General features: G+C 73.3%; 25 protein-coding genes. 13 read left to right on the forward strand and 12 right to left on the reverse strand.

Translation table 11 applies throughout. From position 1 onward, the window contains the following. Nucleotides 1-36 precede the first annotated feature (36 nt). Nucleotides 37-1,026 (forward strand): PRC and DUF2382 domain-containing protein, encoded by a 990-nt coding sequence (locus tag HTV45_RS29795; RefSeq protein WP_215209009.1) that lies wholly within the window; start codon nucleotides 37-39, stop codon nucleotides 1,024-1,026. Between the two features lie 34 nt (nucleotides 1,027-1,060). Here HTV45_RS29795 and HTV45_RS29800 read toward each other — a convergent pair whose 3' ends face one another. Continuing rightward, entirely contained in the window at nucleotides 1,061-2,080 is a 1,020-nt protein-coding gene (locus HTV45_RS29800) for an LLM class flavin-dependent oxidoreductase (RefSeq protein ID WP_215209010.1), read from the reverse strand. A gap of 61 nt (nucleotides 2,081-2,141) precedes the next feature. Between HTV45_RS29800 and HTV45_RS29805 the strand changes: the two genes are divergently transcribed. Beyond that, nucleotides 2,142-2,633 (forward strand): hypothetical protein, encoded by a 492-nt coding sequence (locus HTV45_RS29805; protein ID WP_215209011.1) that lies wholly within the window; start codon nucleotides 2,142-2,144, stop codon nucleotides 2,631-2,633. A gap of 12 nt (nucleotides 2,634-2,645) precedes the next feature. On the opposite strand, the gene HTV45_RS29810 is transcribed toward HTV45_RS29805, so the two are convergent. Further along, complete coding sequence (locus tag HTV45_RS29810; RefSeq protein WP_103544402.1) at nucleotides 2,646-2,861, reverse strand: dodecin; 216 nt, start codon at nucleotides 2,859-2,861, stop codon at nucleotides 2,646-2,648. A gap of 231 nt (nucleotides 2,862-3,092) precedes the next feature. Between HTV45_RS29810 and HTV45_RS29815 the strand changes: the two genes are divergently transcribed. Beyond that, on the forward strand, nucleotides 3,093-4,346 hold the full coding sequence (locus tag HTV45_RS29815) for an extracellular solute-binding protein (RefSeq protein WP_215209012.1): 1,254 nt from the start codon (nucleotides 3,093-3,095) through the stop codon (nucleotides 4,344-4,346). A gap of 35 nt (nucleotides 4,347-4,381) precedes the next feature. On the opposite strand, the gene egtD is transcribed toward HTV45_RS29815, so the two are convergent. Genes egtD through egtA form a run of 4 tightly spaced genes read right to left on the reverse strand, consistent with a single transcriptional unit; the run spans nucleotide 4,382 to nucleotide 8,782 of the window. Then, complete coding sequence (egtD, locus tag HTV45_RS29820) at nucleotides 4,382-5,344, reverse strand: L-histidine N(alpha)-methyltransferase (RefSeq protein ID WP_215209013.1); 963 nt, start codon at nucleotides 5,342-5,344, stop codon at nucleotides 4,382-4,384. After that, nucleotides 5,341-6,144: an ergothioneine biosynthesis protein EgtC gene (egtC, locus tag HTV45_RS29825; protein ID WP_215209014.1), complete on the reverse strand. Its 804-nt coding sequence runs from the start codon at nucleotides 6,142-6,144 to the stop codon at nucleotides 5,341-5,343. The genes egtD and egtC overlap by 4 nt, the downstream gene beginning before the upstream one ends. After that, nucleotides 6,144-7,460 carry an ergothioneine biosynthesis protein EgtB gene (gene egtB / locus HTV45_RS29830; protein WP_215209015.1) on the reverse strand — a complete coding sequence of 439 codons (1,317 nt, stop codon included), beginning with the start codon at nucleotides 7,458-7,460 and terminating at the stop codon, nucleotides 6,144-6,146. The genes egtC and egtB overlap by 1 nt, the downstream gene beginning before the upstream one ends. Continuing rightward, complete coding sequence (egtA, locus tag HTV45_RS29835) at nucleotides 7,457-8,782, reverse strand: ergothioneine biosynthesis glutamate--cysteine ligase EgtA (RefSeq protein WP_215209016.1); 1,326 nt, start codon at nucleotides 8,780-8,782, stop codon at nucleotides 7,457-7,459. Before egtA ends, egtB begins: the two co-directional genes overlap by 4 nt. 298 nt (nucleotides 8,783-9,080) lie before the next feature. Between egtA and HTV45_RS29840 the strand changes: the two genes are divergently transcribed. Then, entirely contained in the window at nucleotides 9,081-9,956 is an 876-nt protein-coding gene (locus tag HTV45_RS29840; RefSeq protein WP_215209017.1) for a TIGR02452 family protein, read from the forward strand. On the opposite strand, the gene HTV45_RS29845 is transcribed toward HTV45_RS29840, so the two are convergent. From HTV45_RS29845 to HTV45_RS29855, 3 genes are all read right to left on the reverse strand, one after another. Next, nucleotides 9,910-10,356, reverse strand: coding sequence for a type II toxin-antitoxin system PemK/MazF family toxin (locus HTV45_RS29845; protein ID WP_215209018.1), 447 nt, complete (start codon nucleotides 10,354-10,356; stop codon nucleotides 9,910-9,912). The two genes, HTV45_RS29840 and HTV45_RS29845, sit on opposite strands and share 47 nt — an antisense overlap. A gap of 179 nt (nucleotides 10,357-10,535) precedes the next feature. Continuing rightward, nucleotides 10,536-10,952 (reverse strand): pyridoxamine 5'-phosphate oxidase family protein, encoded by a 417-nt coding sequence (locus HTV45_RS29850; RefSeq protein WP_215209019.1) that lies wholly within the window; start codon nucleotides 10,950-10,952, stop codon nucleotides 10,536-10,538. Between the two features lie 32 nt (nucleotides 10,953-10,984). Continuing rightward, a complete protein-coding gene (locus HTV45_RS29855; protein WP_215209020.1) occupies nucleotides 10,985-11,452 on the reverse strand; it encodes a hypothetical protein in 468 nt (155 codons plus the stop codon). Nucleotides 11,453-11,620: 168 nt separating this feature from the next. On the opposite strand from HTV45_RS29855, the gene HTV45_RS29860 reads away from it, so the two are divergent. The 4 genes from HTV45_RS29860 to HTV45_RS29875 all read left to right on the forward strand — a co-directional run bounded on the left by HTV45_RS29860 (nucleotide 11,621) and on the right by HTV45_RS29875 (nucleotide 14,451). Continuing rightward, nucleotides 11,621-12,157, forward strand: coding sequence for an isochorismatase family cysteine hydrolase (locus HTV45_RS29860; RefSeq protein ID WP_215209021.1), 537 nt, complete (start codon nucleotides 11,621-11,623; stop codon nucleotides 12,155-12,157). Nucleotides 12,158-12,197: 40 nt separating this feature from the next. Further along, nucleotides 12,198-12,992 carry an aminoglycoside adenylyltransferase domain-containing protein gene (locus HTV45_RS29865; RefSeq protein ID WP_215209022.1) on the forward strand — a complete coding sequence of 265 codons (795 nt, stop codon included), beginning with the start codon at nucleotides 12,198-12,200 and terminating at the stop codon, nucleotides 12,990-12,992. Nucleotides 12,993-13,151: 159 nt separating this feature from the next. Beyond that, a complete protein-coding gene (locus tag HTV45_RS29870; RefSeq protein WP_215209023.1) occupies nucleotides 13,152-13,580 on the forward strand; it encodes a VOC family protein in 429 nt (142 codons plus the stop codon). 223 nt (nucleotides 13,581-13,803) lie between these two features. Next, the gene (locus HTV45_RS29875; RefSeq protein WP_215209024.1) at nucleotides 13,804-14,451 is read left to right on the forward strand and encodes a phosphoribosyltransferase; all 648 of its coding nucleotides are present in this window, start codon (nucleotides 13,804-13,806) and stop codon (nucleotides 14,449-14,451) included. Nucleotides 14,452-14,459: 8 nt separating this feature from the next. Here the strand turns inward: HTV45_RS29875 and HTV45_RS29880 are convergent, their stop codons facing one another. Continuing rightward, nucleotides 14,460-15,650 (reverse strand): CaiB/BaiF CoA-transferase family protein, encoded by a 1,191-nt coding sequence (locus HTV45_RS29880; protein ID WP_215209025.1) that lies wholly within the window; start codon nucleotides 15,648-15,650, stop codon nucleotides 14,460-14,462. A 98-nt stretch (nucleotides 15,651-15,748) separates the two neighbouring features. Beyond that, nucleotides 15,749-15,985 carry a hypothetical protein gene (locus HTV45_RS29885; protein WP_215209026.1) on the reverse strand — a complete coding sequence of 79 codons (237 nt, stop codon included), beginning with the start codon at nucleotides 15,983-15,985 and terminating at the stop codon, nucleotides 15,749-15,751. Between the two features lie 122 nt (nucleotides 15,986-16,107). Here HTV45_RS29885 and HTV45_RS29890 point away from each other — a divergent pair, with 122 nt between their 5' ends. Next, nucleotides 16,108-17,013 (forward strand): LysR family transcriptional regulator, encoded by a 906-nt coding sequence (locus tag HTV45_RS29890; RefSeq protein ID WP_215209027.1) that lies wholly within the window; start codon nucleotides 16,108-16,110, stop codon nucleotides 17,011-17,013. A 297-nt stretch (nucleotides 17,014-17,310) separates the two neighbouring features. Here HTV45_RS29890 and HTV45_RS29895 read toward each other — a convergent pair whose 3' ends face one another. Next, on the reverse strand, nucleotides 17,311-17,907 hold the full coding sequence (locus HTV45_RS29895; protein ID WP_215209028.1) for a TetR/AcrR family transcriptional regulator: 597 nt from the start codon (nucleotides 17,905-17,907) through the stop codon (nucleotides 17,311-17,313). A 241-nt stretch (nucleotides 17,908-18,148) separates the two neighbouring features. On the opposite strand from HTV45_RS29895, the gene HTV45_RS29900 reads away from it, so the two are divergent. From HTV45_RS29900 to HTV45_RS29915, 4 genes are read left to right on the forward strand one after another with little or no spacing between them, the layout of a single operon-like run. After that, nucleotides 18,149-18,706 carry a 2Fe-2S iron-sulfur cluster-binding protein gene (locus HTV45_RS29900; RefSeq protein ID WP_215209035.1) on the forward strand — a complete coding sequence of 186 codons (558 nt, stop codon included), beginning with the start codon at nucleotides 18,149-18,151 and terminating at the stop codon, nucleotides 18,704-18,706. After that, entirely contained in the window at nucleotides 18,703-19,698 is a 996-nt protein-coding gene (locus HTV45_RS29905) for a xanthine dehydrogenase family protein subunit M (protein ID WP_215209029.1), read from the forward strand. Before HTV45_RS29900 ends, HTV45_RS29905 begins: the two co-directional genes overlap by 4 nt. Next, nucleotides 19,695-21,830, forward strand: a complete 2,136-nt coding sequence (locus HTV45_RS29910; RefSeq protein ID WP_215209030.1) for a xanthine dehydrogenase family protein molybdopterin-binding subunit — start codon at nucleotides 19,695-19,697, stop codon at nucleotides 21,828-21,830. Before HTV45_RS29905 ends, HTV45_RS29910 begins: the two co-directional genes overlap by 4 nt. Further along, complete coding sequence (locus HTV45_RS29915) at nucleotides 21,823-22,998, forward strand: XdhC family protein (RefSeq protein ID WP_215209031.1); 1,176 nt, start codon at nucleotides 21,823-21,825, stop codon at nucleotides 22,996-22,998. Before HTV45_RS29910 ends, HTV45_RS29915 begins: the two co-directional genes overlap by 8 nt. Nucleotides 22,999-23,303 lie beyond the last annotated feature (305 nt).

Consider the following 23,303-nt stretch of genomic DNA (forward strand, 5'->3'; position numbering starts at 1 on the left):
GGAGAGGAGCGATCCCCGAAAGGAGGGTGATGGACGATGATCACCCGCGAAGAGATCTCTACCCTGCTGGATCACCCCGTGTACGACGGGGACGGCAACAAGATCGGCGACGCGAAGCACGTCTTCCTCGACGACGCGAGTGGACGCCCCGAGTGGGTGACCGTCAAGACGGGCATGTTCGGTTCCAGCGAGTCGTTCGTGCCCATGCGCGACGCCGCCCTGGTGAAGGACCACCTCGAGGTCCCCTACCCCAAGGACAAGATCAAGGGCGCGCCCAGCGTCGACATCGATGCGGGCGGCCACCTCTCGGTGGACGAGGAGCAACGCCTGTACGAGTACTACGGCATCAACTGGGACTCGGTCCTGGCCGACCCCGCGCAGGACGACCGGACGGGCGGCACGGGACGGACCGGTACGGGCACGGCCGGGGCGGCGGGTGCCGCGGGTGCCGCGGGCGCGGCCGGAGCGGCGGGTGCCGCCGGACGCCGGGGCGACGCCTCCCGGACAGCCGGCGCGCCGGGCAGTACCGGAAAGCCGGGCATGGCCGGGACCCAGGGCGCGGGCGCCGCGGGACGCCGGGGCGAGACCCGCACCGGACCGCGCGACGACGCCATGACCCGCTCCGAGGAGCAGATGCACGTCGGCGTCGAACGGCGCGAGTCCGGACACGCCCGGCTCCGCAAGTACGTGGTCACCGAGGAGGTCCAGCAGAGCGTGCCCGTGAGCCACGAGGAAGTACGGGTGGAGCGCGAGCCGATCACCGAGGCCAACCGGGGCGACGCCCTGGAGGGCCCGGAGATCTCCGAGGCCGAGCACGAGGTCACCCTGCATGAGGAACGCCCCGTCGTGACGACCGAGACGGTCCCGGTGGAGCGGGTCCGGATGACCACGGAGGAGAAGTCGCAGGACGAGACCGTGCGCGGCCGGGTCCGCAAGGAGCGCATCGAGGCCGAGACGGAGATGACCGAGGAGGAGGGCACCGGACGCCGGGGCCGTGACGTCCCCGGGAAGGGCAGGGAGCGGTAGCCGCTCCCCCTCCCCGCGATGCGCCGGTGACCCGTCACCGGCGCATCGCGCTGCCCCCGAGCCCCGCGACAGCGGCGAGCCGCCGGTAGGAGTCCAGCAGCGCCTCCCGGTCGTAGGTGCTCGTGGTGACCAGGACCTCCTGGGCGCCCGTGTCCCTGAGGACCGACTCCAGTTCGCGCGCCACCTCCTCCGCGGTACCGGCGAGCTGACCGGCCAGCCCCGCCCGGTAGAGGTCCCGCTCCTTCCCGGTCATGGCGAGCGTCTCGACACGTTCGGCGGGCGGCAGCGGCGGGAAGGTGCCGTGGGTCCGGGAGTGCGCCATCGACCAGGCCTCCGGGATCAGCAGCCGCCGGGCCGTCTCGGACGTGCCGGCCACCGCGACCGTGCCGGAGACGACGACGTACGGCTCGTCCGCCCACGGCGAGGGACGGAACCGTTCGCGATAGTGATCGATGCCGCGCCGCATCCGGTCACGGTCACGGAGATCACCGATGACCATCGGCAGTCCCGCGCGGGCCGCGACGGCGGCGCCCTCGCCCATGGCGAGCACGAACGGCGGCACGCTCAGCCCTTCGGCCGGCCGGGCGTGCACCCCGGTGGGGGAGGTGCCCAGGAACCAGCCGAGCAGCTCGTCGAGCTGGGCGGCGAAGTCCTCCGCGTCGCCCCTGTCGCGGCCCAGCGCCCTGCGTACCCCGTCGGTGAAGCCGACCGAGCGGCCCAGACCCATGTCGACGCGCCCCGGGAACAGCGATTCGAGCACCCCGAACTGCTCGGCCACGACGAGCGGCCGGTGGTTGGGCAGCATCACCCCGCCGGTGCCGACGCGGATCGTCCGGGTCGCCCCCGCGACGGCGGCGGCCAGCACGGTCGGCGCCGAACCGGCGACTCCCGGCACCCCGTGGTGTTCGGACACCCAGAACCGGTGGTAGCCGAGCCGCTCCGCCTCGCGCGCCAGGGCGACGGTGTCGCGCAGTGCCTCGGGGCCGGTGTGCCCCTCGCGCGTGCGGGAACGGTCGAGGACGGAGAAGCGCACCGGGGCGAAGACGGAACTCATGCCTCGTTCAACACCCGGCGGCCCGGGAGATTCCGCCCCGCCGGTGATTAGGGTGGAGGGTGTGACCGACCGCAACGAGGTGCCGCTGGCCGTGTTCGATCTCGACAACACCCTCGCCGACACCGCGCACCGGCAGCGCTTCCTGGAGCGCAGGCCGCGCGACTGGGACGGCTTCTTCGCCGCGGCCCCGCAGGACCCGCCGCTCGCCGCAGGTGTGGCGCTGGTGCGACGCAGCGCGCGGGAGTGCGACATCGTCTACCTCACCGGGCGGCCCGAGCGCTGCCGGCGCGACACTCTGGACTGGCTCAGGGCCCAGGGCCTGCCGGAAGGCGAGGTGCACATGCGCGGCAACGCCGACCGCCGGCCGGCCCGGCACACCAAACTGGCGATCCTGCGCCGCCTCGCCCGCACCCGCGAGGTCCGCGTCCTCGTGGACGACGACGAACTGGTCTGCCAGGACGCCCGGCGGGCCGGTTTCACCGTCGTCCAGGCCCGCTGGGCCACACCGTCGAAGCCGCTGAAGGACGCTCAGGAGCGTGAGGGCCGGACCTGAGCGCCGGCGGACTCAGTCCGTCTCCTCCAGCCGGAAGCCGACCTTCAGACCCACCTGCCAGTGCGCGATCCGCCCCTCCTCGATCTGGCCGCGCACCTGGGTCACCTCGAACCAGTCCAGGTTGCGCAGGGTCTGCGACGCGCGCCCGATGCCGTTGCGCACGGCCGCGTCGACGCCCTCGGGCGAGGTTCCGACGATCTCCGTGACCCGGTAGGTGTGCTCCGACATGCTGTTGCTCCTCTCCCCGGCGGGCCGTCCGACTCCACGGGGCGCCGCCTGTGTCACACGTCACTCCACCGTGCCCTACCGCGCCCCGGAGCGCGAGACGTCGCCACCGTTCGCCTGACGGCTTGACCTACTCATTGGTCCATACCAAGATGCTGGTCACCCGCCCGAGCTACCGCTCGCCCCCCACGTCGGGCCCCCCGCCCTGTCCGTCAGACAGAAACAGGACCCTTCGTGAGACGCCGTCTGCTCGCCCTCGTCTGTGTATCCGCGACCCTGCTCGGCGGGTGCGGTCTGATGCCCGGCAGCGAAACGCAACGGCGCACGGTCACCGTGTGGTTGATGCAGCACAGTGCCTCCCAGGAGTACCTGGACCGTTTCACGGAGGAGTTCGAGAGCGAGCACGCGGGCATCGAACTCGACATCCGGATCCAGGAATGGACCGGCATCGGCGAGAAGGTGCAACAGGCGCTGCGGACGGGCGGATCGGAAGGCCCCGACGTCATCGAGGTCGGCAACACCCAGGTGGCCACATACGCGGAGGGCGACCGGCTGGTCGACCTCACCCTGGAGTCCATGCGGGACTGGGGCCGCGACGACTGGCTGCCCGGCCTCGCCGAACCCGGCCAGTGGGGCTCCCAGCAGTACGGCATCCCCTGGTACGCCGCCAACCGCGTCGTCATCTACCGCAAGGACCTCTTCCGGGAGGCCGGCATCACCGAACCGCCGAAGAACCAGGACGAATGGCTCACCGCCACCGAAGAGCTCAACACCGGGGACCAGCAGGGCATCTACCTCGCCGGGCAGGACTGGTACACGCTCGCCGGCTTCATCTGGGAGGAAGGCGGAGAACTCGCCACGGAGCGCAGCGGCGTCTGGAGCGGCACACTCGACAGCCCGGCGGCGCTGCGCGGGATGGACTTCTACCGCCGGCTCCAGAAGCTCGGCGACGGACCCGTCGACTCCGACGAGGAACACCCGCCGCAGGCAGGCGTGTTCGCCGACGGAAACGTCGCACAGATCGTGGCCGTACCGGGGCTGGCCAGCGCCATCCTGCAGCAGAACCCGCAACTGAAGGGCGAACTGGGGTACTTCCCCGTACCCGGCAAGAAGACCGGCACTCCGGGTGCCGTCTTCACCGGCGGTTCGGACCTCGTCGTCCCCGCGAAGACCGATGACACGGACGCCGCCATCGAGGTCGTCGCCGCGCTCACCGGCGCCCGCTGGAACACCGAACTGGCCCGCACCATGAACTACGTGCCCAACAAGGCCGGTCTGGCCGACTCGGTGGCGGAGGAGGAGGGAGTCGCGGCCATGGCGGCCGGAGCCGCGCAGGGCCGGGCAACCCCCAGCACACCCCAGTGGAGCGCGGTGGAGGCGGACAACCCGATCAAGGAGTACATGACGAAGGTGCTCACCGGCGCCGACCCGGCCACCGAGGCCGAGCGCGCCGCCGAGCGCGTCACCGACGCCCTGGCCTTCGACTAGGGTCTTCTGTCCGGGTCACCCTCACCGGGTCACCCTCACCGGGCCACGCTCAGTGACAGCGCGAACCGCTGCTTCTCGTCCGTCCACCACCGGGTCAACTCCAGTCTCGCGGCCGACAGCTCCGCCCGGACCCCGTCCTGCCGGAACTTCGCCGACACCTCGGTGCGCACCTCCTCACCCGCGGTGAAATCAACGGCGAGTTCCAGGGCGGGGATCTTCACCGTCTGCGCGGTCCGGGAGCGCAGCCTCATCTCGATCCACTCCCGCCGGGCGTCCCACACCGCCACATGACCGAAGGCCTCCGGATCGAAGTCGGCGCCCAGTTCGCGGTTGATGACGGCCAGGACATTCCGGTTGAACGCTGCCGTCACTCCCGCGGCGTCGTCGTACGCCCGGACCAGTACCCTCTCGTCCTTCACCAGGTCGGTGCCCAGCAGCAGGGCGTCACCCGGGGCGAGCAGGGCCCGGACGGAGGCGAGGAAGGCGGCACGTTCGGCCGGCAGCAGATTGCCGACCGTGCCGCCGAGGAACGCCACCAGCCGCGGCCCCGGAGTGCCCGGCAGGGCCAGCCGTGCGGTGAAGTCGGCGATCAGGGCGTGCACGTCGAGTCCGGGACGCCCGGCGGCCAGCGCCTGCCCCGCCCGGGTGAGGGCGCTCTCGCTGACGTCGACGGGAACGTAGGTGTGCAGCCCGGTGAGCGCGTCGAGCAGATACCGCGTCTTCTCCGAGGAACCGGAGCCCAGTTCGACCAGGGTGCGGGCCCCGGACGCCTCGGCGATCTCACCGGCGCGGGTGCGCAGGATCTCACGCTCGGCACGGGTCGGGTAGTACTCGGGCAGCCCGGTGATCTCCTCGAAGAGTTCGCTGCCCCGGGCGTCGTAGAACCACTTCGGCGGCAGCGTCCTGGGGCTGCCCGTCAGGCCCGCGCGGACGTCGGCGCGCAGGGCGGCGCCGGTGGTGTCCTCGGGCAGGGTGCGGGTGAGACGGAACGGACTCACGTAAGGGGCTCCCTCGACGGTGCGGGCGCGCCGGCGGACGACAGGGCGTCGCCGGGCTCCTTGAGCGGGGTCAGCAGGACGTCCGTGGCGCTCGCGGCGAGCAGGGTGCGGTCGGGGACCTCGCGCCAGTGCGGATCGTCGTCGTAGGGCTCGGAGGCCACGACGACGCCGCCGCCGGTCCGCGTGAGGTACCACAGGGTGTCGCCCCAGGCGGTCGCGGTGACCGTGTCCCCGTTGGTGAGCAGCAGGTTGAGCCGGGAGGCGGGGGCCGCCCCGGCGACATCCAGGACCGTGTCGGCCAGCGCCTGCCCCTCCTCGTCGCCGGCCCTCAGCCGGGCCAGCACCAGCGCCCACACGAACGCGGAGTCGTTGCGGGCCTCGAGCGACAGCACGTCCTCGGCGGGCAGGGAGGCCACCAGCGGCGCGAGCGAGCCCGGCCAGCCGGGCACCGCCCCGTTGTGGCTGAACAGCCACGTCCCGGCCGCGAACGGGGCCGCCGCGGCCTCCGCGTCGGCGCCCGAGAGGGTCGCGTCCCGTACGGCGGCCAGCAGCGCCCCGGTGCGTACGACACGGGCGAGGTCCGCGAACGACCGGTCGGCCCAGATGGGTCCGGCCCTGCGGTACCGGGCGGGCACCGGATCTCCCCCGGCGTACCAGCCCACACCGAATCCGTCGGCGTTGACCGTGCCGTACCGCTGCCGCCGGGGTTCCCAGGACTGCCGGTAGAGGCCGTGCGCCGGCGTCACCAGCAGGTCCTCCACTGCTTCACCTGGTCCCAGGTAAGCGAGGTGACGGCACATCAGACGGCCTCCGAACGTGCCGTGCGGAACCCGGAGAAGATCTGCCGCCGGACCGGCAGGTCCCAGTTGCGGAACGTGCCCCGGCAGGCCACCGGGTCCACGGCGAACGAACCGCCCCGCAACACCTTGTGGCCCGGCCCGAAGAACACCTCCGAGTACTCCTTGTACGGGAACGCCCTGAAGCCCGGGTACGGCAGGAAGTCGCTCGCCGTCCACTCCCACACGTCGCCGATCAACTGCCGGACTCCCAGCGGTGACTCGCCGGCCGGATAGCTTCCGGCGGGCGCCGGACGCAGATGACGCTGGCCGAGGTTGGCGTGCTCGGGCCCCGGGTCGGCGTCCCCCCAGGGATAGCGCGTCGAGCGGTCACCCGCCGGGTCGTGGCGTGCCGCCTTCTCCCACTCCGCCTCGGTGGGCAGCCGGCGTCCTGCCCAGCGGGCGTAGGCATCGGCCTCGTACCAGCACACGTGCAGCACCGGCTCGTCGGGTGGTACCGCCTCGGTCACACCGAAGCGGCGCCGCAGCCACTGTCCGCCGTCCCGGTGCCAGAACAGTGGCGCGGTGAGGGAGCCGCGGCGGATGTGGGCCCAGCCGTCGGCGGTCCACCAGCGGGGCTCGTCGTAGCCGCCGTCCTCGATGAACGCCTGGTAGGCGGCGTTCGTCACCGGCGTGGTGTCGATACGGAAGGGCGCCACCTCGCGTCGGTGCGCGGGACGTTCGTTGTCCAGCGCCCACGGCTCGTGCGAGGTGCCCATGGTGAACGGCCCGCCCGGCACCAGGACCTCGGACGGACCCGTGAACAGCGGCACCGGCTCCGGGTCCGGGGCGGTCAGCACCCGCGGTCCCCTGCGGAGCTGATGGGTGATCAGCATGGTCTCGTCGTGCTGCTGTTCGTGCTGCGCGATCATCCCGAAGGCGAAGCCCGCCTCGGTCAGCCGCGACCCGTGGAACGCGGCGCCCTCCAGCACGTCCAGCGCCCGACCGCGCACCTCGGCGGCGTACCGGCGGGCCTCCTGCGGTGGCAGCAGAGGCAGGCCGGGGCGTTCGGCCCGTGGGTGCTCGAAGGCGTCGTACAGGCCGTCGATCTCCGGCCGTATCGCCTCATGGCCGGCGACGGCCCGCAGCAGCCACTGCTCCTCCTGGTTGCCGATGTGCGCCAGGTCCCACACCAGCGGTGACATCAACGGCGAGTGCTGCGCGGTCAGATCGGGCTCCTCGACGCACGCGGTGAGCAGCGTCGTACGGTCCCGTGCGGTGATCAGCGAGGCGACCGCGCGCTCGCGCAGGGCTTCGGCGTCGAGGGCGGGGTCGGTCATGAAGGGGTGTCCTTCCCGTGCGGGCGCGTGTCATGCCGGTTCGCGCCGGAACCGGCCGGCGCGCGCAGTCCGTCGAGCAGATCGTCGGCCGGGCAGCGGCCCCGGGCGACAAAGCGGTCCCGGAACGCCTCCACCGCGTCGACGACCCCGGTGCCGGCCCCGATCCGGGGCAGCGCGCGCAGCGCCGCCGCGAAACAGCCGGCGGCCACCTCGCGCAGCTCCGGGTCGGCCAGACCGACGCGGGCCGCGTCCCGCCAGAGCGGGTTGTGCGGCGCCGGCATCCCGTGCGTCCGCTCGGCGAGCGGCTTCACCGTCCGGTACGCGGTCTCGGCCGCCTCCGGATCGTCGAACAGCGCCGCCGTCACGGCCAGCGGCACGATCCAGCCGTCGTCCCCGGGCTGCGCGTCGATCATGCGCAGCTCCAGGTGTCCGCGCGGCCTGACCGGCGGGAACAGTGTCGTGCAGTGGTAGTCGAGGTCCTCCCGGGTGGGCGGTCTGGGCGTACCGGACCTGGTCCACTCGCGGAAGGTCAGTTCCTGCGGCACCTGCCACGGGCGGGCGTCGTCCCGTACACACATGACCGCCGAGTCCAGTACATGCCGGGACCATGCACCGCGCGGGTCAGGGTCCAGGACGGGGCCGCCCGCCCGGCCGGCCCCGATCTGCGTCCAGCGAAGCTGCCGCGTGGACAGCCAGCCGGTCGGCCGGCCGGCGGCGAGCGGGGAGTTGGCGAAGACGGCGACCAGGACCGCGCCCAGCTGGTGCGCGAGCCACCAGCGCCGCACATGCCCGAGGGGTCCGGGTTCCTCGTGCCCGGCGTCCACACACACCTGCACGGAGGCGGAGGCGCACATCATGAACCGCCCGGCGGGGCCGGTACGGTCGAGGGAGGCCTCCATGGCGTCGTAGCGCGGTTCGCGCAGGAAGCGGCGGGGCGTGTGCCAGGGGTCGTGGCCGAGGCCGACCAGGACCAGGCCGGCCCGGCGCAGCTCCGCGCGGACGGCATCGAGGTCGGCGGAGACGGTACCGATGCACTCCGTCAGCGAGGCGGCGGGCGGCGAGCTCAGCTCCAGCTGGCCGCCGGGCTCGATCGTGAGCGCCGACCTCAGGGGCACGGTCCGCAGAGCGGCGTAGGCCGCTGCGAGTCGTTCGGGTGACACGGGGAGCCGCGGATCACGCAGCTCGCGGACGAACCATTCCACCTCGACCCCCAGCAGGCGCGGCGGTCCGGTCTTGAAGCAGATGCCCCGCACCAGGGCCTCCACCTCGGTTTCCGTGACAGTGGTGTGTGGCTCGGTGGAGCCACCTGCCGAATCGGACATGTGGGGATCCTCCTGAGATCTCACCATGCCGCCGACCGGATGCCCGAGGTGCCCGGCCGGCACCAACCCGTCCACCCAAAACCCTCGCGTCGCCGGGCGCAAGGGCGCCTGGCGGAGCGTTCCGGGCCGGTCATGATCGCGTCCGGCACGCTCACGGGTGGTTCTCCGCGCGTCCCGGGCCTTCCGGGGAAGCGGAAACTCCGTTGCGCGGCATCACCAGCATCGCTCACGATGCGTGCATGAGCACGACGAGCGGAACCGCGCGGCGTGCGGTCACGGCGGCTACGGGGGTGGCGCCGTGAGCGCGCGCCTGCGTGGCATCGCCAGGGAGACGGAGCGGATCGTGGCGGAGGGCGTCTACCGCGCACCCGCCGGACACCGGGTTTCCGTCGCCGCGGCGGTCGAGGCGGCGGCACGCGGCACGCGGACGCACGGCCCGGAGCCCCTCCCGGTCACGGCGTTCCGCCCGGTGGAGTCCCGCTTCGAGGTCACCGGCGAGAGCAGCGCCGAGGCTGCCCGGCGGCTCGGCGACGGAGCGGCCGTACTGAACTTCACCTCCGCCCGGAATCCCGGCGGGGGATACCTCAACGGCGCCCAGGCCCAGGAGGAAGCCCTGTGCCGCGCCTCCGCGCTGTACACCTGCCTGCTGCGGGCGGCCGGCTTCTACGAGCACCACCGCGCCCACCGCGACCCGTTCTACACGGACCGGGTGATCCACTCACCGGCCGTGCCCGTCTTCCGTGACGACCGCGGCCGGCTCCTGGACGAGTTCTTCACCGCCGGGTTCCTCACCTCGCCCGCGCCCAACGCGGGGGTGATCCTGCGGACGGCGCCGGAGCGGGCGGGCGAACTGCCGCACACCCTGGCGGTCCGGTCCGGGCGGGTGCTGGAGACCGCCGCGGTCCACGGCTACCGGCGCCTGGTGCTGGGCGCCTGGGGGTGCGGGGTGTTCCGCAACGATCCGGTCCAGGTGGCCGAGGCGTTCCGGACCCATCTCGCGCCGGGCGGACGGTTCGCCGGTGCCTTCGACCACGTGGTCTTCGGCATCCTGGACCGCACCCGTGACAGCGCGGTCCGCGCCGCGTTCGAGCATACGTTCGCGGACCTGACGGCCGGCCCGGCGGCGGTCAGCTCCAGCCGTACCGCTCCCGCAGCCGCTGACGTACGAGATTGAAGCGCATCCGGTCCAGGGCGCACGCCTCCCGGCGCATGCCGTCCTCGTGCAGCCGCAGCACCCGGTCCACGTCGACCCATGAATCGCGGCCCGACCGGTCCCAGGGCCCGCTGCCTATCGGCACCCACTCCCGCTGCCCCTCGCGCCGGCGGCTGGACAGCTGCACGGCGAGGACCGTCCCCCCGGCCTCGCGGGCGACGACGAGCACCGGGCGGTCCTTGCCCCGGCCGTCGTTCTCCTCGTAGGGGACCCAGGTCCAGACGATCTCCCCGGGATCGGGATCCCCGTCGTGCTCGGGCGCGTACTCGGTGCGCACCGGGCCCACCTCACGGGGCACGGCCTCGACGGTGGCGGAAGGGCCGTACCGGCCCGGGGCGTTCTCGGTGCTGAAGGCGGTCACAGCCGTACCGTACGACACGCCCTCACACCCCGGTGCCGCGGGGAACCGCGCGAACGGAGGCCCAGGGGAGGAGGCGGCGGCGGGGCGCACAGGGCCCGAAGAGGATCCGGCGGCGGAACCCGGGGACCGAAGGACCGGGGCCGAGACCCGTGCACCCTGCGTACGACCGCCGCACGCCGTCAGCCGGGCAGCCCCGTCAGCTCACGCCCCGTCACCATCTCCGCCTCGATCCGCACGAACACGCCGTCGACCATCGGCATCCAGGACCGCGGCCCGGTCCGCAGCAGACGCTCGTGCTCGCCCGGGTCGGTGACCACCGCCGCGCGGCCCGTGACCACCACGCTCCAGCCGGCCCGGCGCTCGGCGTGGAAGTCGTCGGCCTCGAAGGCCACCACCACCCCGTCGATCGCCCGCACCAGATCGGAGACGCCGGAGGTGCACAGCACCACCGAGGAGTCGGTGTCCAGGGAGAAGTTGACAGGCAGCACCGCCGGCAGTGCCTGCCGGGTGTAGACGACGCGCCCGACCGGCGCCTCGGCCAGCAGGCCCAGGCACTCCTGCCGGTCGAGCAGGCGGAAGCCATCGGGGTGGATCATCACCCCATCGTCGGCGACCGCACCCGGCGGTGCTAGGGCCGGACGGCCCTGATGACGGGCGGGCGGGACAGTGCGCCCACCTCGGCGAGCGGGCCGAGGACGGCGACGGCCGGCCGGCCGTCCCCGGAGGTGCCGTACACCTCGAACGCGCTGAGCCCGAGCGGGTGAGGGCTGGATCGGCGCAGTGACATCATCCGCACCCAGCGGCCCCGCACCGGGCGGGTCGGCTGGATGTTCACCACCCCTCCGGTTCCGGCGGTGGTGCGGTAGACGCTCCGCCATCGGGCGCGGTCGGTGCTGGCCTCGACGACGAACTCGAGGGGGTGGCTCGACCGGACCTCCCTGACGGTCGCACCGCCGTCCGGGTTGCCCCTGGGGGGCGGGATGTACAGCGGGTCGCCCGCGTCGCCCTCGAACACGAGCCGGACCCAGTCGATCCCGCAGACGGCCCGCAGATCGACCGAGAACGCCTGCGGATCACTCGTCCCTTGTTCCTTCATGCGCGTGGTGTCCCATCAGAAAGCAGCGGCCGAGCCATGAACGGCTTCGCCCAACCCTTGGCGCCGAAACAGTATGACAACGTTGCCAAAGGCTGTGGCGCGGGATGTCTTCTGTCAAGTGCGGGGCGGGACAGGTCTGACCCGCCCCATCGGTGGAACCCTGGTGACATGGGCAAGACCGCGCTGGCCGTCATCGACATGATCAACACCTACGACCACCCGGACGCCGAGCTGCTGCTCCCGTCCGCCGAATCGGTCGTACCGGCGGTGTCCGCACTGCTGAAGCGAGCCCGGCAGCGGGACGTTCCGGTGATCTACGTCAACGACAACTTCGGCGAGTGGCGCTCCCACCACGGTGAGCTGCTCGACAAGGCCCTGGCGGGAGGAAACGCGCACCTCGTGGAGCCGCTGAGGCCGGACGGCTCCTCCCTCTTCGTCCTCAAGGCCCGACACTCGATCTTCTTCGAGACCCCGCTGGGCTATCTGCTCAGCCAGCAGGGCATCGAGCGGCTGGTGCTCTGCGGCCAGGTGACGGAGCAGTGTGTCCTGTACTCCGCGCTCGACGCGCACATCCGCCACATCGACGTGATCGTCCCGCGGGACGCCGTCGCCCACATCCACGCCGACCTCGCGGACGCCGCCCTGCGGATGATGGAACGCAACATGGGAGCGCGCGTGTGCGACAGCGACGAGCTGTGGAACTGACAGCCCCCGCCGTGCGTGCTGCCGGCCCGGCACCGGCCTCGTGAGCCGTCCTCCCGTCCTGCCCCAGGAGGTCCGTCCCTACCTCGGCGAACTGGTCCGGCGCACCCGCGCCGTCTGCGGCCCCCGCCTGGTGACCGTCCTCGCCGTCGGTTCCCTCGCGCTCGGCGACTACCGGCACGGACGCAGCGACATCGACGTGACGGTGGTGGCGGACGACTCCCTCCCGCGGCGGGCCCTGCGCGAACTGGCCGACGCGCTGGTACACCCCGCCCTGGAGTGTCCCGCGGCCGGACTGGAACTGGTCGTGTACCCGGCCGGGTTCACCGCCCGTCCGTCCGGCGGGGCGGGCTACCTCATGGACCTCGACACCGGACCGTCCCTGCCCGAGCGGATCAGCTACGACCCCGGGAAGGCGTCCGCGTTCTGGTACGTCATCGACCGCTCGATCGCCCACCGGTCCGGCCTCCCGCTGACCGGCGCGGCGGTACGGGACGTGATCGCCGCACCGGGCCGGTCCACCGTGCTCGACGCGCTCCGCTCCTCCGTACGCGAGCATGCCGAGGGCGAGGGACACGCGGCCGACAACCGGGTCCTCAACGGGTGCCGCTCGGTGGTGTACTGCCGCACCGGTCTCTGGGTCGCCAAGCGCCGGGCCGCCGGGATCGTCGCCGCCTCCGAGACGGAGTTCCGGCCGCTGGTCACGGAGGCTCTGCGCAGCTTCGAACGCCCCCGCGAGTCGGCGCTCGCGCTGCCCGGGGCGGGTGTGCGGGTCTTCTTGGAGTGGGTGGCGGGGTGTGTGCGGGTGGCGGGGGGTGGGCCGGGCGCCGCGTGTTAGGCGGCGGGCCGGCGGCCGCCGCGGGTGGTGCGCGGGGCCGGATACCCGCTCGACAGCCGTCGGCCGCGCTGTCTAGGCTCTTCCGCGCGGCATCGCGTGTCGGTCACCGGCTGGGTGAGGCATGGAGGCGCCGTGGATGCCCGTGGAGGCATTGCCGACGTGTCAGTCGATTTCAATCACACCATTGTTCTCACCCGTGACCGGGAGAAGTCCGCCCGTTTCCTCGCCGACATCCTGGGGCTGGAGGTCGGGGAGCCGGCCGGGATGTTCCTTCCGGTGACGACCGCCAACGGCGTCACCCTGGACTTCGCGACCGTCGATCTCGACATCCCGGTGCAGCACTACGCGTTCCTCGTCTCCGAGGACGAGTTCGACGCGGTTCTCGCGCGGCTCGTGGGGGCGGGGGTGGGTATCCAGGCGGATCCGCACGGCAGACAGCCCGGTCGCATCAACCGCCAGGACGGGGGGCGTGGGGTGTACTTCCGCGACCCTGCGGGCCATGGTCTCGAGGTCATCACACGGCGCTACGGCGCCGACCCGGAGTCGCCGTTGAACGGCGTCGCCGAGGAGGTCCCGGGCGCCGTCTAGTCCGCCCCGGCCGCCCCTTCCCTCTCCCATCGTCCCCAGGGACTCTGCCCCCAGACCCCTGCTCCTCAAGCGCCGGAGGGGCTGAACGGGGGCTGAGGGGTTGGGTGACGGGGAGGGGGAGTGCCTCCGGCACTCCCCCTCCCCGCGGGACGACTGCCCGGGGCGCGCCCGCCCGTGCCGGATGCCGTCGCTTCGGAAACCGGGGAGTGGGTACGCGGGTGTCATGCGGTTCCGTGATCGCCGGCAGGCCGGCCGTGCGGTGGCCGCACGGCTGCGCGAGCGGCGGGGCGAGGGCGCCCTGCCCGACCCGGTCGTGCTGGCCCTGCCCCGGGGTGGCGTCGCCGTGGCCGCGGAGGTCGCCGCCGCGCTGGACGCCCCGCTCGACGTGCTCGTCGTACGGAAGGTCGGCGCACCCTTCCACGAGGAGTACGGCGTCGGCGCGATGGCCGGCGACGGGGACGTGGTGTTCGACGACGCCGCCCTGCGCGGGCTGGGGCTGAGCGAGGCCGACCTCGCCCCCGTCGTCGAGCGTGAGCGCGCGGAACTGCGCCGGCGCGAACGCGCCTACCGCGGGGGCCGGCCCGCCCCCGAGGTACGCGGGCGGACCGTGATCGTCGTGGACGACGGGCTGGCCACCGGCTCCACCGCCCGCGCCGCTCTGCGCGCTCTGCGCGCGCGGGAGCCCGGGTATCTCGTGCTGGCCACCCCGGTCGGCTCGCCGGAGGGCGTGGCGCTGATGCGCGCCGAGGCCGACGAGGTGGTGTGTCTGTACGAGCCGCCGGCGTTCATGGCGGTCGGCCAGTGGTACGAGGAGTTCGACCAGCTGACGGACGAGGACGTTCTGGGGGCGTTGCGGGAGCGGCAGGTGTAGGCGCCGGTTCAGATCACGGAGTCCGCGCGCAGGGCCCCGATCGCGTCGGCGTCGTGGCCGAGTTCCCTCAGGATCGCCTCGGTGTGCTCGCCGACGGCCGGCACCGGGTCCATACGGGCCGGCACGCCCGCCAGGTCGGCGGGCGGGAGCAGCGCCTCCACCGTCGCGCCCGGCACCGCCACCTCGCGCCAGCGGTCGCGCGCCGCGAGCACGGGGTGGTCGAGGAACGCGCCGATGTCGTTGACCCCGGCGCAGGCGATGCCGATCGCCTCCAGTTCCCCCAGCAGTTCAGCGGCGTCGCCGCGGGCGCAACGCTCCGCGACGATCGCGTTCAGCTCCTCGCGGTGCGCCACGCGCTCGGAGCCGGTCGCGAACCGCGGATCGCCGGTGAGCTCCGGCCGGCCGAGGAACCGGGCGCACAGGGCCGCCCATTCGCGTTCGTTCTGGATGGAGAACAGCACGTCGCGGCCGTCGGCGGCCCGGTAGGTCCCGTACGGGGCGATGGTGGCGTGCTGGGTCCCCAGGCGTGGGGGCTGGCTGCCGCCGTAACGGGTGTAGTAGGCGGGCTGGCCCATCCACTCGGCCAGCGCCTCGAAGAGGGACACCTCGACCGGATGGACCGTGCCGGTGGTGGCACGCGTGTACAGGGCGGTGAGCACACCGCTGTACGCGTACATCCCGGCGGCGATGTCGGCGACGGAGATCCCCGTGCGCGCGGTCTCCTCCGGTGTCCCGGTCAGCGACACCAGGCCCGTCTGGCACTGCATCAGCAGGTCGTACGCCTTGCGGTCGGCCCACGGGCCGCTCGTGCCGTAGCCCGAGATGGTGCAGGGAATCAGCCGGGGGTAACGGTCGGAGAGTTCCCCGGCCCCCAGGCCGAGCCGGTCGGCGGCGCCCGGCGCGAGGTTCTGCACGAACACGTCGGCGTCCTCGAGCAGCCGGCGCAGGACGGCCAGGCCCCGAGGGTCCTTCAGGTCCAGCGTGAGGGACTCCTTGGAGCGGTTGATCCACACGAAGTAGCTGGAGTGGCCGTGGACGGTCGTGTCGTACCGCCGGGCGAAGTCGCCTTCGCCCGGCCGCTCCACCTTGATCACACGTGCGCCGAGATCGGCCAGCTGGCGAGTGGCGTAGGGCGCCGCCACCGCCTGCTCCACGCTGACCACCGTCACCCCGGACAAGGGGAGTTTCCGCACGTCCACGCCTCCTTGCCTGCCGGATCACCGGCTTCGATTAGTACGGCGCGCGTGAGCGGCCTGTCAACGGCCGCCCCGTCCGCTGAGGGGGCCGCCCCGTCCGCTCAGCGGCCGGCCGGGCTGTACGCGGCGCCGGCCGGGCGGCTGCGGGACACGATGCGGGTACCCCGGCCGCCGACCGCGCGGACCTGGAGCGATCCGCAGCCGCAGCGGGTCCACAGGGTGCTGCCGGTCGCCGTGCCGTGCCGCGAGACGACCTGGAACGGTTCGGCGTCGTCCGGCCACCCGCAGTACGGGCAGAAGGTCCCGGTCGTCCCCGTGGCGCCGGTCGTGCTGGTCATGGTGACTCCTTGGTCTCAGATTCCTCGGTACGGATCGGTCGTCGCGACACAGCAAGGGTGCGCCGCCACATCCGTACACGTCCAGGTTGACTTTGTGGACTTCACCGTGAAGCGTGGGCTTCATGATTGATCTGCGCCGGCTGCATGTCCTCAGGGCGGTCTCCCACTACGGCACGGTCACCGCGGCGGCCCGCGCCCTGCGTTTCACCCCGTCCGCCGCTTCCCAGCAGATCCGTCAGCTCGCCCGCGACCTGGACGTCGTCCTGCTGGAGCCGCAGGGGCGCGGCGTGCGGCTCACCCCGGCCGCCGAGAGCCTGCTGGCGCACGCCGACGCCATCCAGGCCCGCTGGGACCAGGCCGAACAGGACCTGAGGGCCGACCACGGCGCCCCAGCGGGCCCGCTGCGCGTGACCGGGCTGGCGTCGGCGGTCTCGGTGCTGCTGGCCCCGATGGCCGCCCGGCTGGGCGAGCGCCATCCCCGGCTGTCGGTGCGGATCGAGGAAGTGGGGGTGCCACAGAGCTTCGACCTGCTTTTCGAAGGTGCCGCCGATCTGGCCGTGGTGGAGTCCACTCCGTTCAACCCGCCGCTGAGCGACGCCCGGTTCGACCAGCAGCCGCTGCTGGACGAGCCGTTCGACCTCGTCGTCCCGGCCGGACATCCCCTGGCCGGAGCCGGGCGGACGGACCTCGCCGAGGCTGCCCGCGAGCCGTGGATCGCGCCGGTGCCCGAGAGCCCCTGCCGGTCGCATGTGATGTCCGCCTGCGGCGCGGCCGGCTTCGCCCCGGACGTCGTCCACCACGCCCTCGACTGGAACGTCACCGCCCATCTCATCGCCCACGGCCTCGGCGTCGCCCTGATCCCGCGCCTCGCGCGCCTGACCCCGGACCTGCCGATCACCCGCGTGCGTTGTGCGGGCAACCCGCACCGCAGACTGCTGACCTGCACCCGCAGCGGCGGTCACGCCCGTCCGGCGGTGGCGGCCGCGGTGCGCGAACTGAGGTCACTGGCGCCGGCAGCCGTCGCCTGACGGGGGGTGTCGCCCGGGGACTGCTGTCAGGGGGCCGTGGGGGCGCTCCGCCGGTGTGGCTGGATCCCGCCGTCACGGGCGACGCCCGTCTGCCCGCGCGACCGGCTGCCGGTGCCGCCCCGGCAAAACGCCGGCCGGTACCTGCGGGGGCCCGCACGGACGCTGCTCGGGCATCCGGGCATCCGGGCGGGGCAGGTGGGGCTGTCCGGGCACGAAGGGCGCGGGGCGTGCGGGGCGTGCCTGCCGTACGGACCCTGTCCCACGGGTGTGGGTCCGGTCGTGCGGGGGCGTGGCGCTTCACCGGCCGGCGGCTCCTGTGCGCAGGCCGTCCATGATGAGGTCCAGGAGCCGGGCGGCGCGCGGCTGCCAGTCGTCGGCGGGGTCGAGCTGCCAGAGACCGCCCATGGCCAGGAAGAGGTCGTCCGCGGTCACTCCCGGACGGATGCTCCCGGCTTCCTCGCAGCGGCGCAGCAGGAGTTCGGCTGCTTCCGTCACCGGGTTGTGGGCGGGCTTCTCGGGGCTCTCCGGTCCGCCGGTGGCCTGTCGTATGGCGTCGGCCATGCCCGCCTTGGCCATGGCGAACCGGGCCAGCCGGTCCATCCACTCGCGCATGGCGCGGTCCGGCTCCCGGCGCCGCAGCAGTTGCTCCGCGCTGTCGGCGACCTGCCGCATCTCGTGCCGGTAGATCTCCAGGACGAGTGCCTCGCGGCTGGGGAAGTTCCGGTAGAGCGTGCCCTGCCCGACGCCCGCCTTCTTGGCGATCACGCTCAGCGGGGTGTCCGCCGAGCGCGTGAGTTCGGTCAGACCGACTTCCAGGATGCGCTCCCGGTTGCGCTGGGCGTCCGCCCGCTGAGGTGCCTGGGCACGCCGCGGTACGTCCTCGTGATGCTCCACTCGTCCTCCTCGCGGGCCGTGACCGAAACCCGTCCTTGCTAACCGGACAACTGTCCACTACGTTTCCGGTAACGGACAACTGTCCGCTTCGGGGGGCCATCGTATCGGCGGGCGGGGACGGCCGTGGCGTGCCCTTTCCGCACCCCACATGCTCCCGAACGCCGCCGCGCCGCGTACAGCTCACCACGACACCCACGTCATCGACTCGTCCGCCTTCCAGATCGCTGAAAGAAGGCTGCTCATGGTTCCCACGACGTCCAGCACCGTCACCCTGGACATCAACGGCGAGAAGCACACGCTGTCCGTCGACCACCGCACCACCCTGCTCGACGCCCTGCGTGAGCGGCTCGATCTGACCGGCACCAAGAAGGGCTGCGACCAGGGACAGTGCGGTGCCTGCACGGTCCTGGTCGACGGCCGCCGTACCGTCTCCTGTCTGCAACTGGCCGTCGCCTCCGACCGGGGCCGGATCACCACCGTGGACGGCCTGGCCGAGGGCGGTGTGCTGCACCCGGTCCAGCAGGCCTTCCTCGAACTGGACGGCTTCCAGTGCGGATACTGCACTCCCGGCCAGATCTGTTCGGCCGTCGCCCTCATCGAGGAGCACGCCGCGGGGTGGCCCAGCGCCGTCACCGAGGACGTGCGGCCGCAAGCCGGGCCGCCACCCCTGACCCCCGAGGAGATCAGGGAGCGCATGAGCGGCAACCTGTGCCGCTGCGGTGCCTACGTACAGATCGTCGAGGCCGTCGCCCGCGCCGCCGCCGAGAGCCGCACCGGGGCCGGGGAGGCCGCCGCATGAGGGAGTTCGACTACCGGCGCGCCGACGACGTCTCCGGGGCGGTGGCGCTGCTCGGCGCCGACCCCGAGGCCCGCTACCTCGGCGGCGGCACCAGCCTCGTCGACCTGATGAAGAGCGGCGTGGAGCGCCCCGCACGGCTCGTCGACGTCCGCTCCCTCCCGCTGGACCGGATCGAGCCGGCCGACGGCGGCGGACTGCGCATCGGTGCCACCGTCACCAACAGCGACCTCGCCGCGCACCCCGGAATCCGCGAGCGCTACCCGGCCCTCACCCAGGCCGTGCTCGCCGGCGCCTCCGGGCAGTTGCGCAACATGGCCACCGTCGGCGGCAATCTGCTCCAGCACACCCGCTGCGGCTACTTCACCGATGTGACGAGCCCCTGCAACAAGCGTGTATCTGGCAGTGGTTGCCCCGCCGTGGCGGGCGGTGAGCACCACAACCACGCCGTCCTCGGCGCCTCCGACCACTGTGTGGCCGTCCACCCCTCCGACATGGGGGTGGCGCTCACCGCCTTCGACGCGGTCGTCGGGTACGAAACCGCCGACGGGCCGGGCGAGCTGCCACTGACCGACTTCTATCTGCCGGTCGGTGACACCCCGCACCGGGAGACCGTGCTGCCACCCGGCGCGCTCCTCACCCATGTCACTCTGCCGCCCGCCCGGGTCGCCGCCCGCTCGCGCTACCGCAAGGTCCGGGAACGGGCCTCGTACGCCTTCGCGATCGGCTCGGTCGCCGCCGCCCTCGACGTGTCGGGCGGCGTCGTGTGCGACGCCCGCCTCGCCCTCGGCGCGGTCGCCTCCCGGCCCTGGCGGGCCCGCGCCGCCGAACGCGTACTGACCGGGGCACCGGCGACCGCCGAGTACTTCGCCGCGGCCGCGGACGCCGAACTCGCCGCCGCCAGGACGCTGCCCGACAATGGATACAAGGTGACACTGATGCGCAACCTCGTGGTGGCCGTGCTGTCCGAACTCGCCGGGGAGGTCGCCCGATGACGACCGCGTCCACCGCCTCCGGCACCGCGACGGCGGGCGTGGTCGGCACCGGGCACACCCGCGTCGAGGGCCGGGACAAGGTCACCGGCGTCGCCCGCTACGCCGGTGACATCCCCTTCGCCGGACTCGCCCACGGGTGGCTGGTGCTGTCCACCGTCGCCCACGGCCGGATCGTGTCCGTCGAGACCGGGCCCGTGCTCGGCATGCCGGGTGTGCTCACCGTCCTGCACCACGGGAACGCGCCGCGGCTGGAGACCGACTACGTCGGCATGCTGGGCGTGGCACCGGACCCGACGGCCGCGGTCTTCCAGAACGACCGTGTCCCGCACGCCGGCTGGCCCGTGGCCCTCGTCGTCGCGGAGACGCCCGAGCAGGCCCGGGAGGCCGCCGAGGCGCTCGTCGTCACCTACGGACAAGAGCCGCACGACGTCGCGTTCACCGCAGGCCACCCCGACGCCCAGCCGGTCGACGGACATCTTCCCGCGCTGGTGGAGAAGGGCGACCTGGAGGCCGAACTGGCCGCCTCCGCACATGTCCTGGACGCGGTGTACACCACGCCCGAAGAGCACCACGCCATGATGGAGCCGCACGCGGCGACCGCCGTCTGGGACGGTGGCCGGCTCGAGGTCGTCGACTCCAACCAGGGCACCACCTGGGTCGCCGACGAGCTTGCGCGGATGTTCTCGCTGGACCCGTCGGCCGTGCGGGTGCGCTCGGAGCACATCGGCGGCGGATTCGGCAGCAAGGGCCTGCGGGCCCACCAGGTGTCCGCCGTGATGGCCGCCACCGCCCTGCGCCGTCCCGTACGCGTGGTGCTGACCCGGCGCCAGATGTTCTCGCTCACCGGCTACCGCAGCCCGACCGTGCAGCGGATCCGGCTCGGCGCGGGCCCCGACGGCCGGCTACGTGCCCTGGAGCACCGCTCGCTCAACCAGACGTCGCTGGTCTGGCAGTTCGTCGAACCGGGCGCCGGCGTGGCGCGGACCCTGTACGACGCCGACGCCCATCACACGGAGAACCGGGCGGTACGGCTGAACGTGCCCTCCCCGACCTGGATGCGCGCGCCGGGCGAGGCACCGGGCTCGTTCGCGCTGGAGAGCGCGCTCGACGAGCTGGCCGAGCGGTGCGGGATCGACCCGATCGAGCTGCGGCTGCGCAACGAGCCGGAGCTCGGCCCGGTCTCCGGACTGCCGTTCGCCGGCCGCGACCTCGCCGCCTGCTTCCGCGAGGGCGCCCGCCGCTTCGGCTGGGCGGGCCGCGACCCACGCCCCGGCGTACGCCGCGAGGGACGCCGGCTGCTCGGCACGGGCACGGCCGCGGCCTCCTTCCCCGCGATAGTCCTGCCCTCGACCGCGGCGGTGACGGCGGAGCCGGACGGCACCTTCACCGTGCGCATCTCGGCGGCCGACATCGGCACCGGTGCCCGTACGGCACTCACCCTGGTCGCCGCCGACGCGCTGAGCGTGCCGACGGAGCGGGTCCGGGTGCACATCGGCGACAGCGACTTCGGCCCGGCGATGATCGCCGGCGGCTCGGCGGGCACCCGTTCGTGGGCCTGGGCGATCATGGCCGCCGCCGCGGAACTGCGGGAGCGGCTCGTACCGGGCGGCACCGTGCCACCGGAGGGCATCACCGTGCGCTCCGACACCACCGCCGCGGTCGGGGCCCTCTCCCAGAAGGAACGGCACTCCTACGGGGCGCAGTTCGCGGAGGTGGCCGTCGACGTCGACACGGGCGAGGTGCGGGTGCGCCGGATGCTCGGGATCTTCGCCGCGGGCCGGATCGTCAACCCGCTGACCGCCCGCGGCCAGCTCGTCGGCGGCATGATCTGGGGCATCTCCATGGCTCTGCACGAGGAGGCGGTGCGCGACAGCGCCTCAGGGGCTCTCTACGGCGCCGACCTGGCCGGCTACCACGTGGCGAGCCACGCCGACGTAGCGGTGGTCGAGGCGGACTGGGTGGACGCCCCGGACCCCGACGACCCGGTCGGGATCAAGGGCATCGGCGAGGTCGGCATGGTGGGCGCGGCGGCGGCCGTCGCGAACGCGGTCCGGCACGCGACCGGAGTGCGCCACCGGAGTCTGCCCATCCGTCCGGACCGGGTGCTGGAAGCGGGCGGTCCGCGTGTTTGACATCGCCGGTGAACTGCACCGCCGACTGGCCGGGGACAGGGAGTTCGCCGTGGCGACGGTGGTGTCCGTGAGCGGCAGCGCACCGCGCGGTCCCGGGGCCGCCCTCGCCGTCGACAGCGGGGGCACGGTGGTCGGATCGGTCTCGGGCGGCTGCGTCGAGGGAGCGGTCTACGAGCTGTGCGCCCGGGCGCTCGAAGACGGCGCGACGCGTGTCGAACGGTTCGGCTACAGCGACGAGGACGCCTTCGCGGTGGGCCTCACCTGCGGTGGGGTCATCGACATCATGGTCACACCGGTCCTCACCCGGGCCCCTGCCCGGCCGGTGCTGCGTGCGGCGCTGTCGGCTGCCGCCAGGGGGGAGAGGGGAGCGCTGGTCCGGCTCGTCGAGGGTCCGGCGGAACTCCTTGGCGGGGCCCTGTTCGTACGCCCGGACGGGTCGTACGAGGGTGGCCTCGGCGGGACGGCGGAGCTGGACCGGACGGCGGCCGGAGAGGCGGGTGCCCTGCTGGACGCCGGCCGCACCGGAACGGTGGTCGTCCCGGCGGGCGGAGCGTGGCGGGGGTCCGCCCGGACGGCCGCCGGGGAAGGCTCCTCCTGTCCCGGCGGGGTGACGCTCTTCGTCGAGTCCTCCGGCCCTCCTCCCCGCATGATCGTCTTCGGGGCGATCGACTTCGCGGCGGCACTGGTGCGGGTGGGCAAGTTCCTCGGCTACCACGTCACCGTCTGCGACGCCCGGCCGCTCTTCGTCACCCGGGCCCGATTTCCCGAGGCCGACGAGATCGTGGTCGACTGGCCGCACCGCTACCTGTCGGGCACCCGGACCGACGCGCGCACGGTGCTGTGCGTTCTCACCCACGACGCGAAGTTCGACATCCCGCTGCTGAAGGTGGCCCTGGAGCTGCCGGTGGAGTTCGTCGGGGCGCTCGGCTCCCGCCGCACCCACGCCGACCGAGAACGCAGACTGCGTGAGGCGGGTGTGGGGGAGCGGGAACTGAGCCGTCTCCGCTCGCCGATCGGCCTCGACCTCGGCGCCCGCACACCGCAGGAGACGGCCCTGTCCATCGCGGCGGAGATCGTCGCGTCCCGCCGCGGTGGCACGGGGGCGCCCCTGACGGGATCGGACACGCCGATCCACCGCGAGGCGCGAAGAGCGCCGGCGGCCGCGTGAGCGGACCCGTCGGCGGACGGCGTCATGCCCGTGCGAGGCCGGCACAGGTCAGGGAGAACGGGTCGCGCCCCGGCCGGGCAGGGCCGGGGCGCGCCGGCGGCCCGTGCCGGCCGGTCGTCCCCGGCGGTCCGGGTGCGGCGGACACCCGGATGCCGGGCCGTACCCGCCGGGGACGGGTCCGCGGGCCGCGCCTTCCCCGCTCGCCGGCACCCGTGATCCCCCTCCCCGGCAGCCGGCCGGCCCGGCGCCCGCGCCGGTCCCGCGGGGCGCCCGGCCCGGCGCGGGTGGACGGGGCGGGCCGCGCG

The sequence above is a fragment of the Streptomyces sp. CHD11 genome (assembly GCF_018638295.1).
GTDB lineage: Bacteria > Actinomycetota > Actinomycetes > Streptomycetales > Streptomycetaceae > Streptomyces.

Bases quoted from the DNA above. Each gene is read 5' to 3' on its own strand.
- HTV45_RS29795 (WP_215209009.1), top strand. From the start codon at position 37: ATGATCACCCGCGAAGAGATCTCTACCCTGCTGGATCACCCCGTGTAC.
- HTV45_RS29800 (WP_215209010.1), bottom strand. From the start codon at position 2,080: ATGAGTTCCGTCTTCGCCCCGGTGCGCTTCTCCGTCCTCGACCGTTCC.
- HTV45_RS29810 (WP_103544402.1), bottom strand. From the start codon at position 2,861: ATGTCGGAGCACACCTACCGGGTCACGGAGATCGTCGGAACCTCGCCC.
- egtC (WP_215209014.1), bottom strand. From the start codon at position 6,144: ATGTGCCGTCACCTCGCTTACCTGGGACCAGGTGAAGCAGTGGAGGAC.
- egtB (WP_215209015.1), bottom strand. From the start codon at position 7,460: ATGACCGACCCCGCCCTCGACGCCGAAGCCCTGCGCGAGCGCGCGGTC.
- egtA (WP_215209016.1), bottom strand. From the start codon at position 8,782: ATGTCCGATTCGGCAGGTGGCTCCACCGAGCCACACACCACTGTCACG.
- HTV45_RS29850 (WP_215209019.1), bottom strand. From the start codon at position 10,952: ATGATCCACCCCGATGGCTTCCGCCTGCTCGACCGGCAGGAGTGCCTG.
- HTV45_RS29855 (WP_215209020.1), bottom strand. From the start codon at position 11,452: ATGAAGGAACAAGGGACGAGTGATCCGCAGGCGTTCTCGGTCGATCTG.
- HTV45_RS29860 (WP_215209021.1), top strand. From the start codon at position 11,621: ATGGGCAAGACCGCGCTGGCCGTCATCGACATGATCAACACCTACGAC.
- HTV45_RS29875 (WP_215209024.1), top strand. From the start codon at position 13,804: ATGCGGTTCCGTGATCGCCGGCAGGCCGGCCGTGCGGTGGCCGCACGG.
- HTV45_RS29885 (WP_215209026.1), bottom strand. From the start codon at position 15,985: ATGACCAGCACGACCGGCGCCACGGGGACGACCGGGACCTTCTGCCCG.
- HTV45_RS29890 (WP_215209027.1), top strand. From the start codon at position 16,108: ATGATTGATCTGCGCCGGCTGCATGTCCTCAGGGCGGTCTCCCACTAC.
- HTV45_RS29900 (WP_215209035.1), top strand. From the start codon at position 18,149: ATGGTTCCCACGACGTCCAGCACCGTCACCCTGGACATCAACGGCGAG.
- HTV45_RS29905 (WP_215209029.1), top strand. From the start codon at position 18,703: ATGAGGGAGTTCGACTACCGGCGCGCCGACGACGTCTCCGGGGCGGTG.
- HTV45_RS29910 (WP_215209030.1), top strand. From the start codon at position 19,695: ATGACGACCGCGTCCACCGCCTCCGGCACCGCGACGGCGGGCGTGGTC.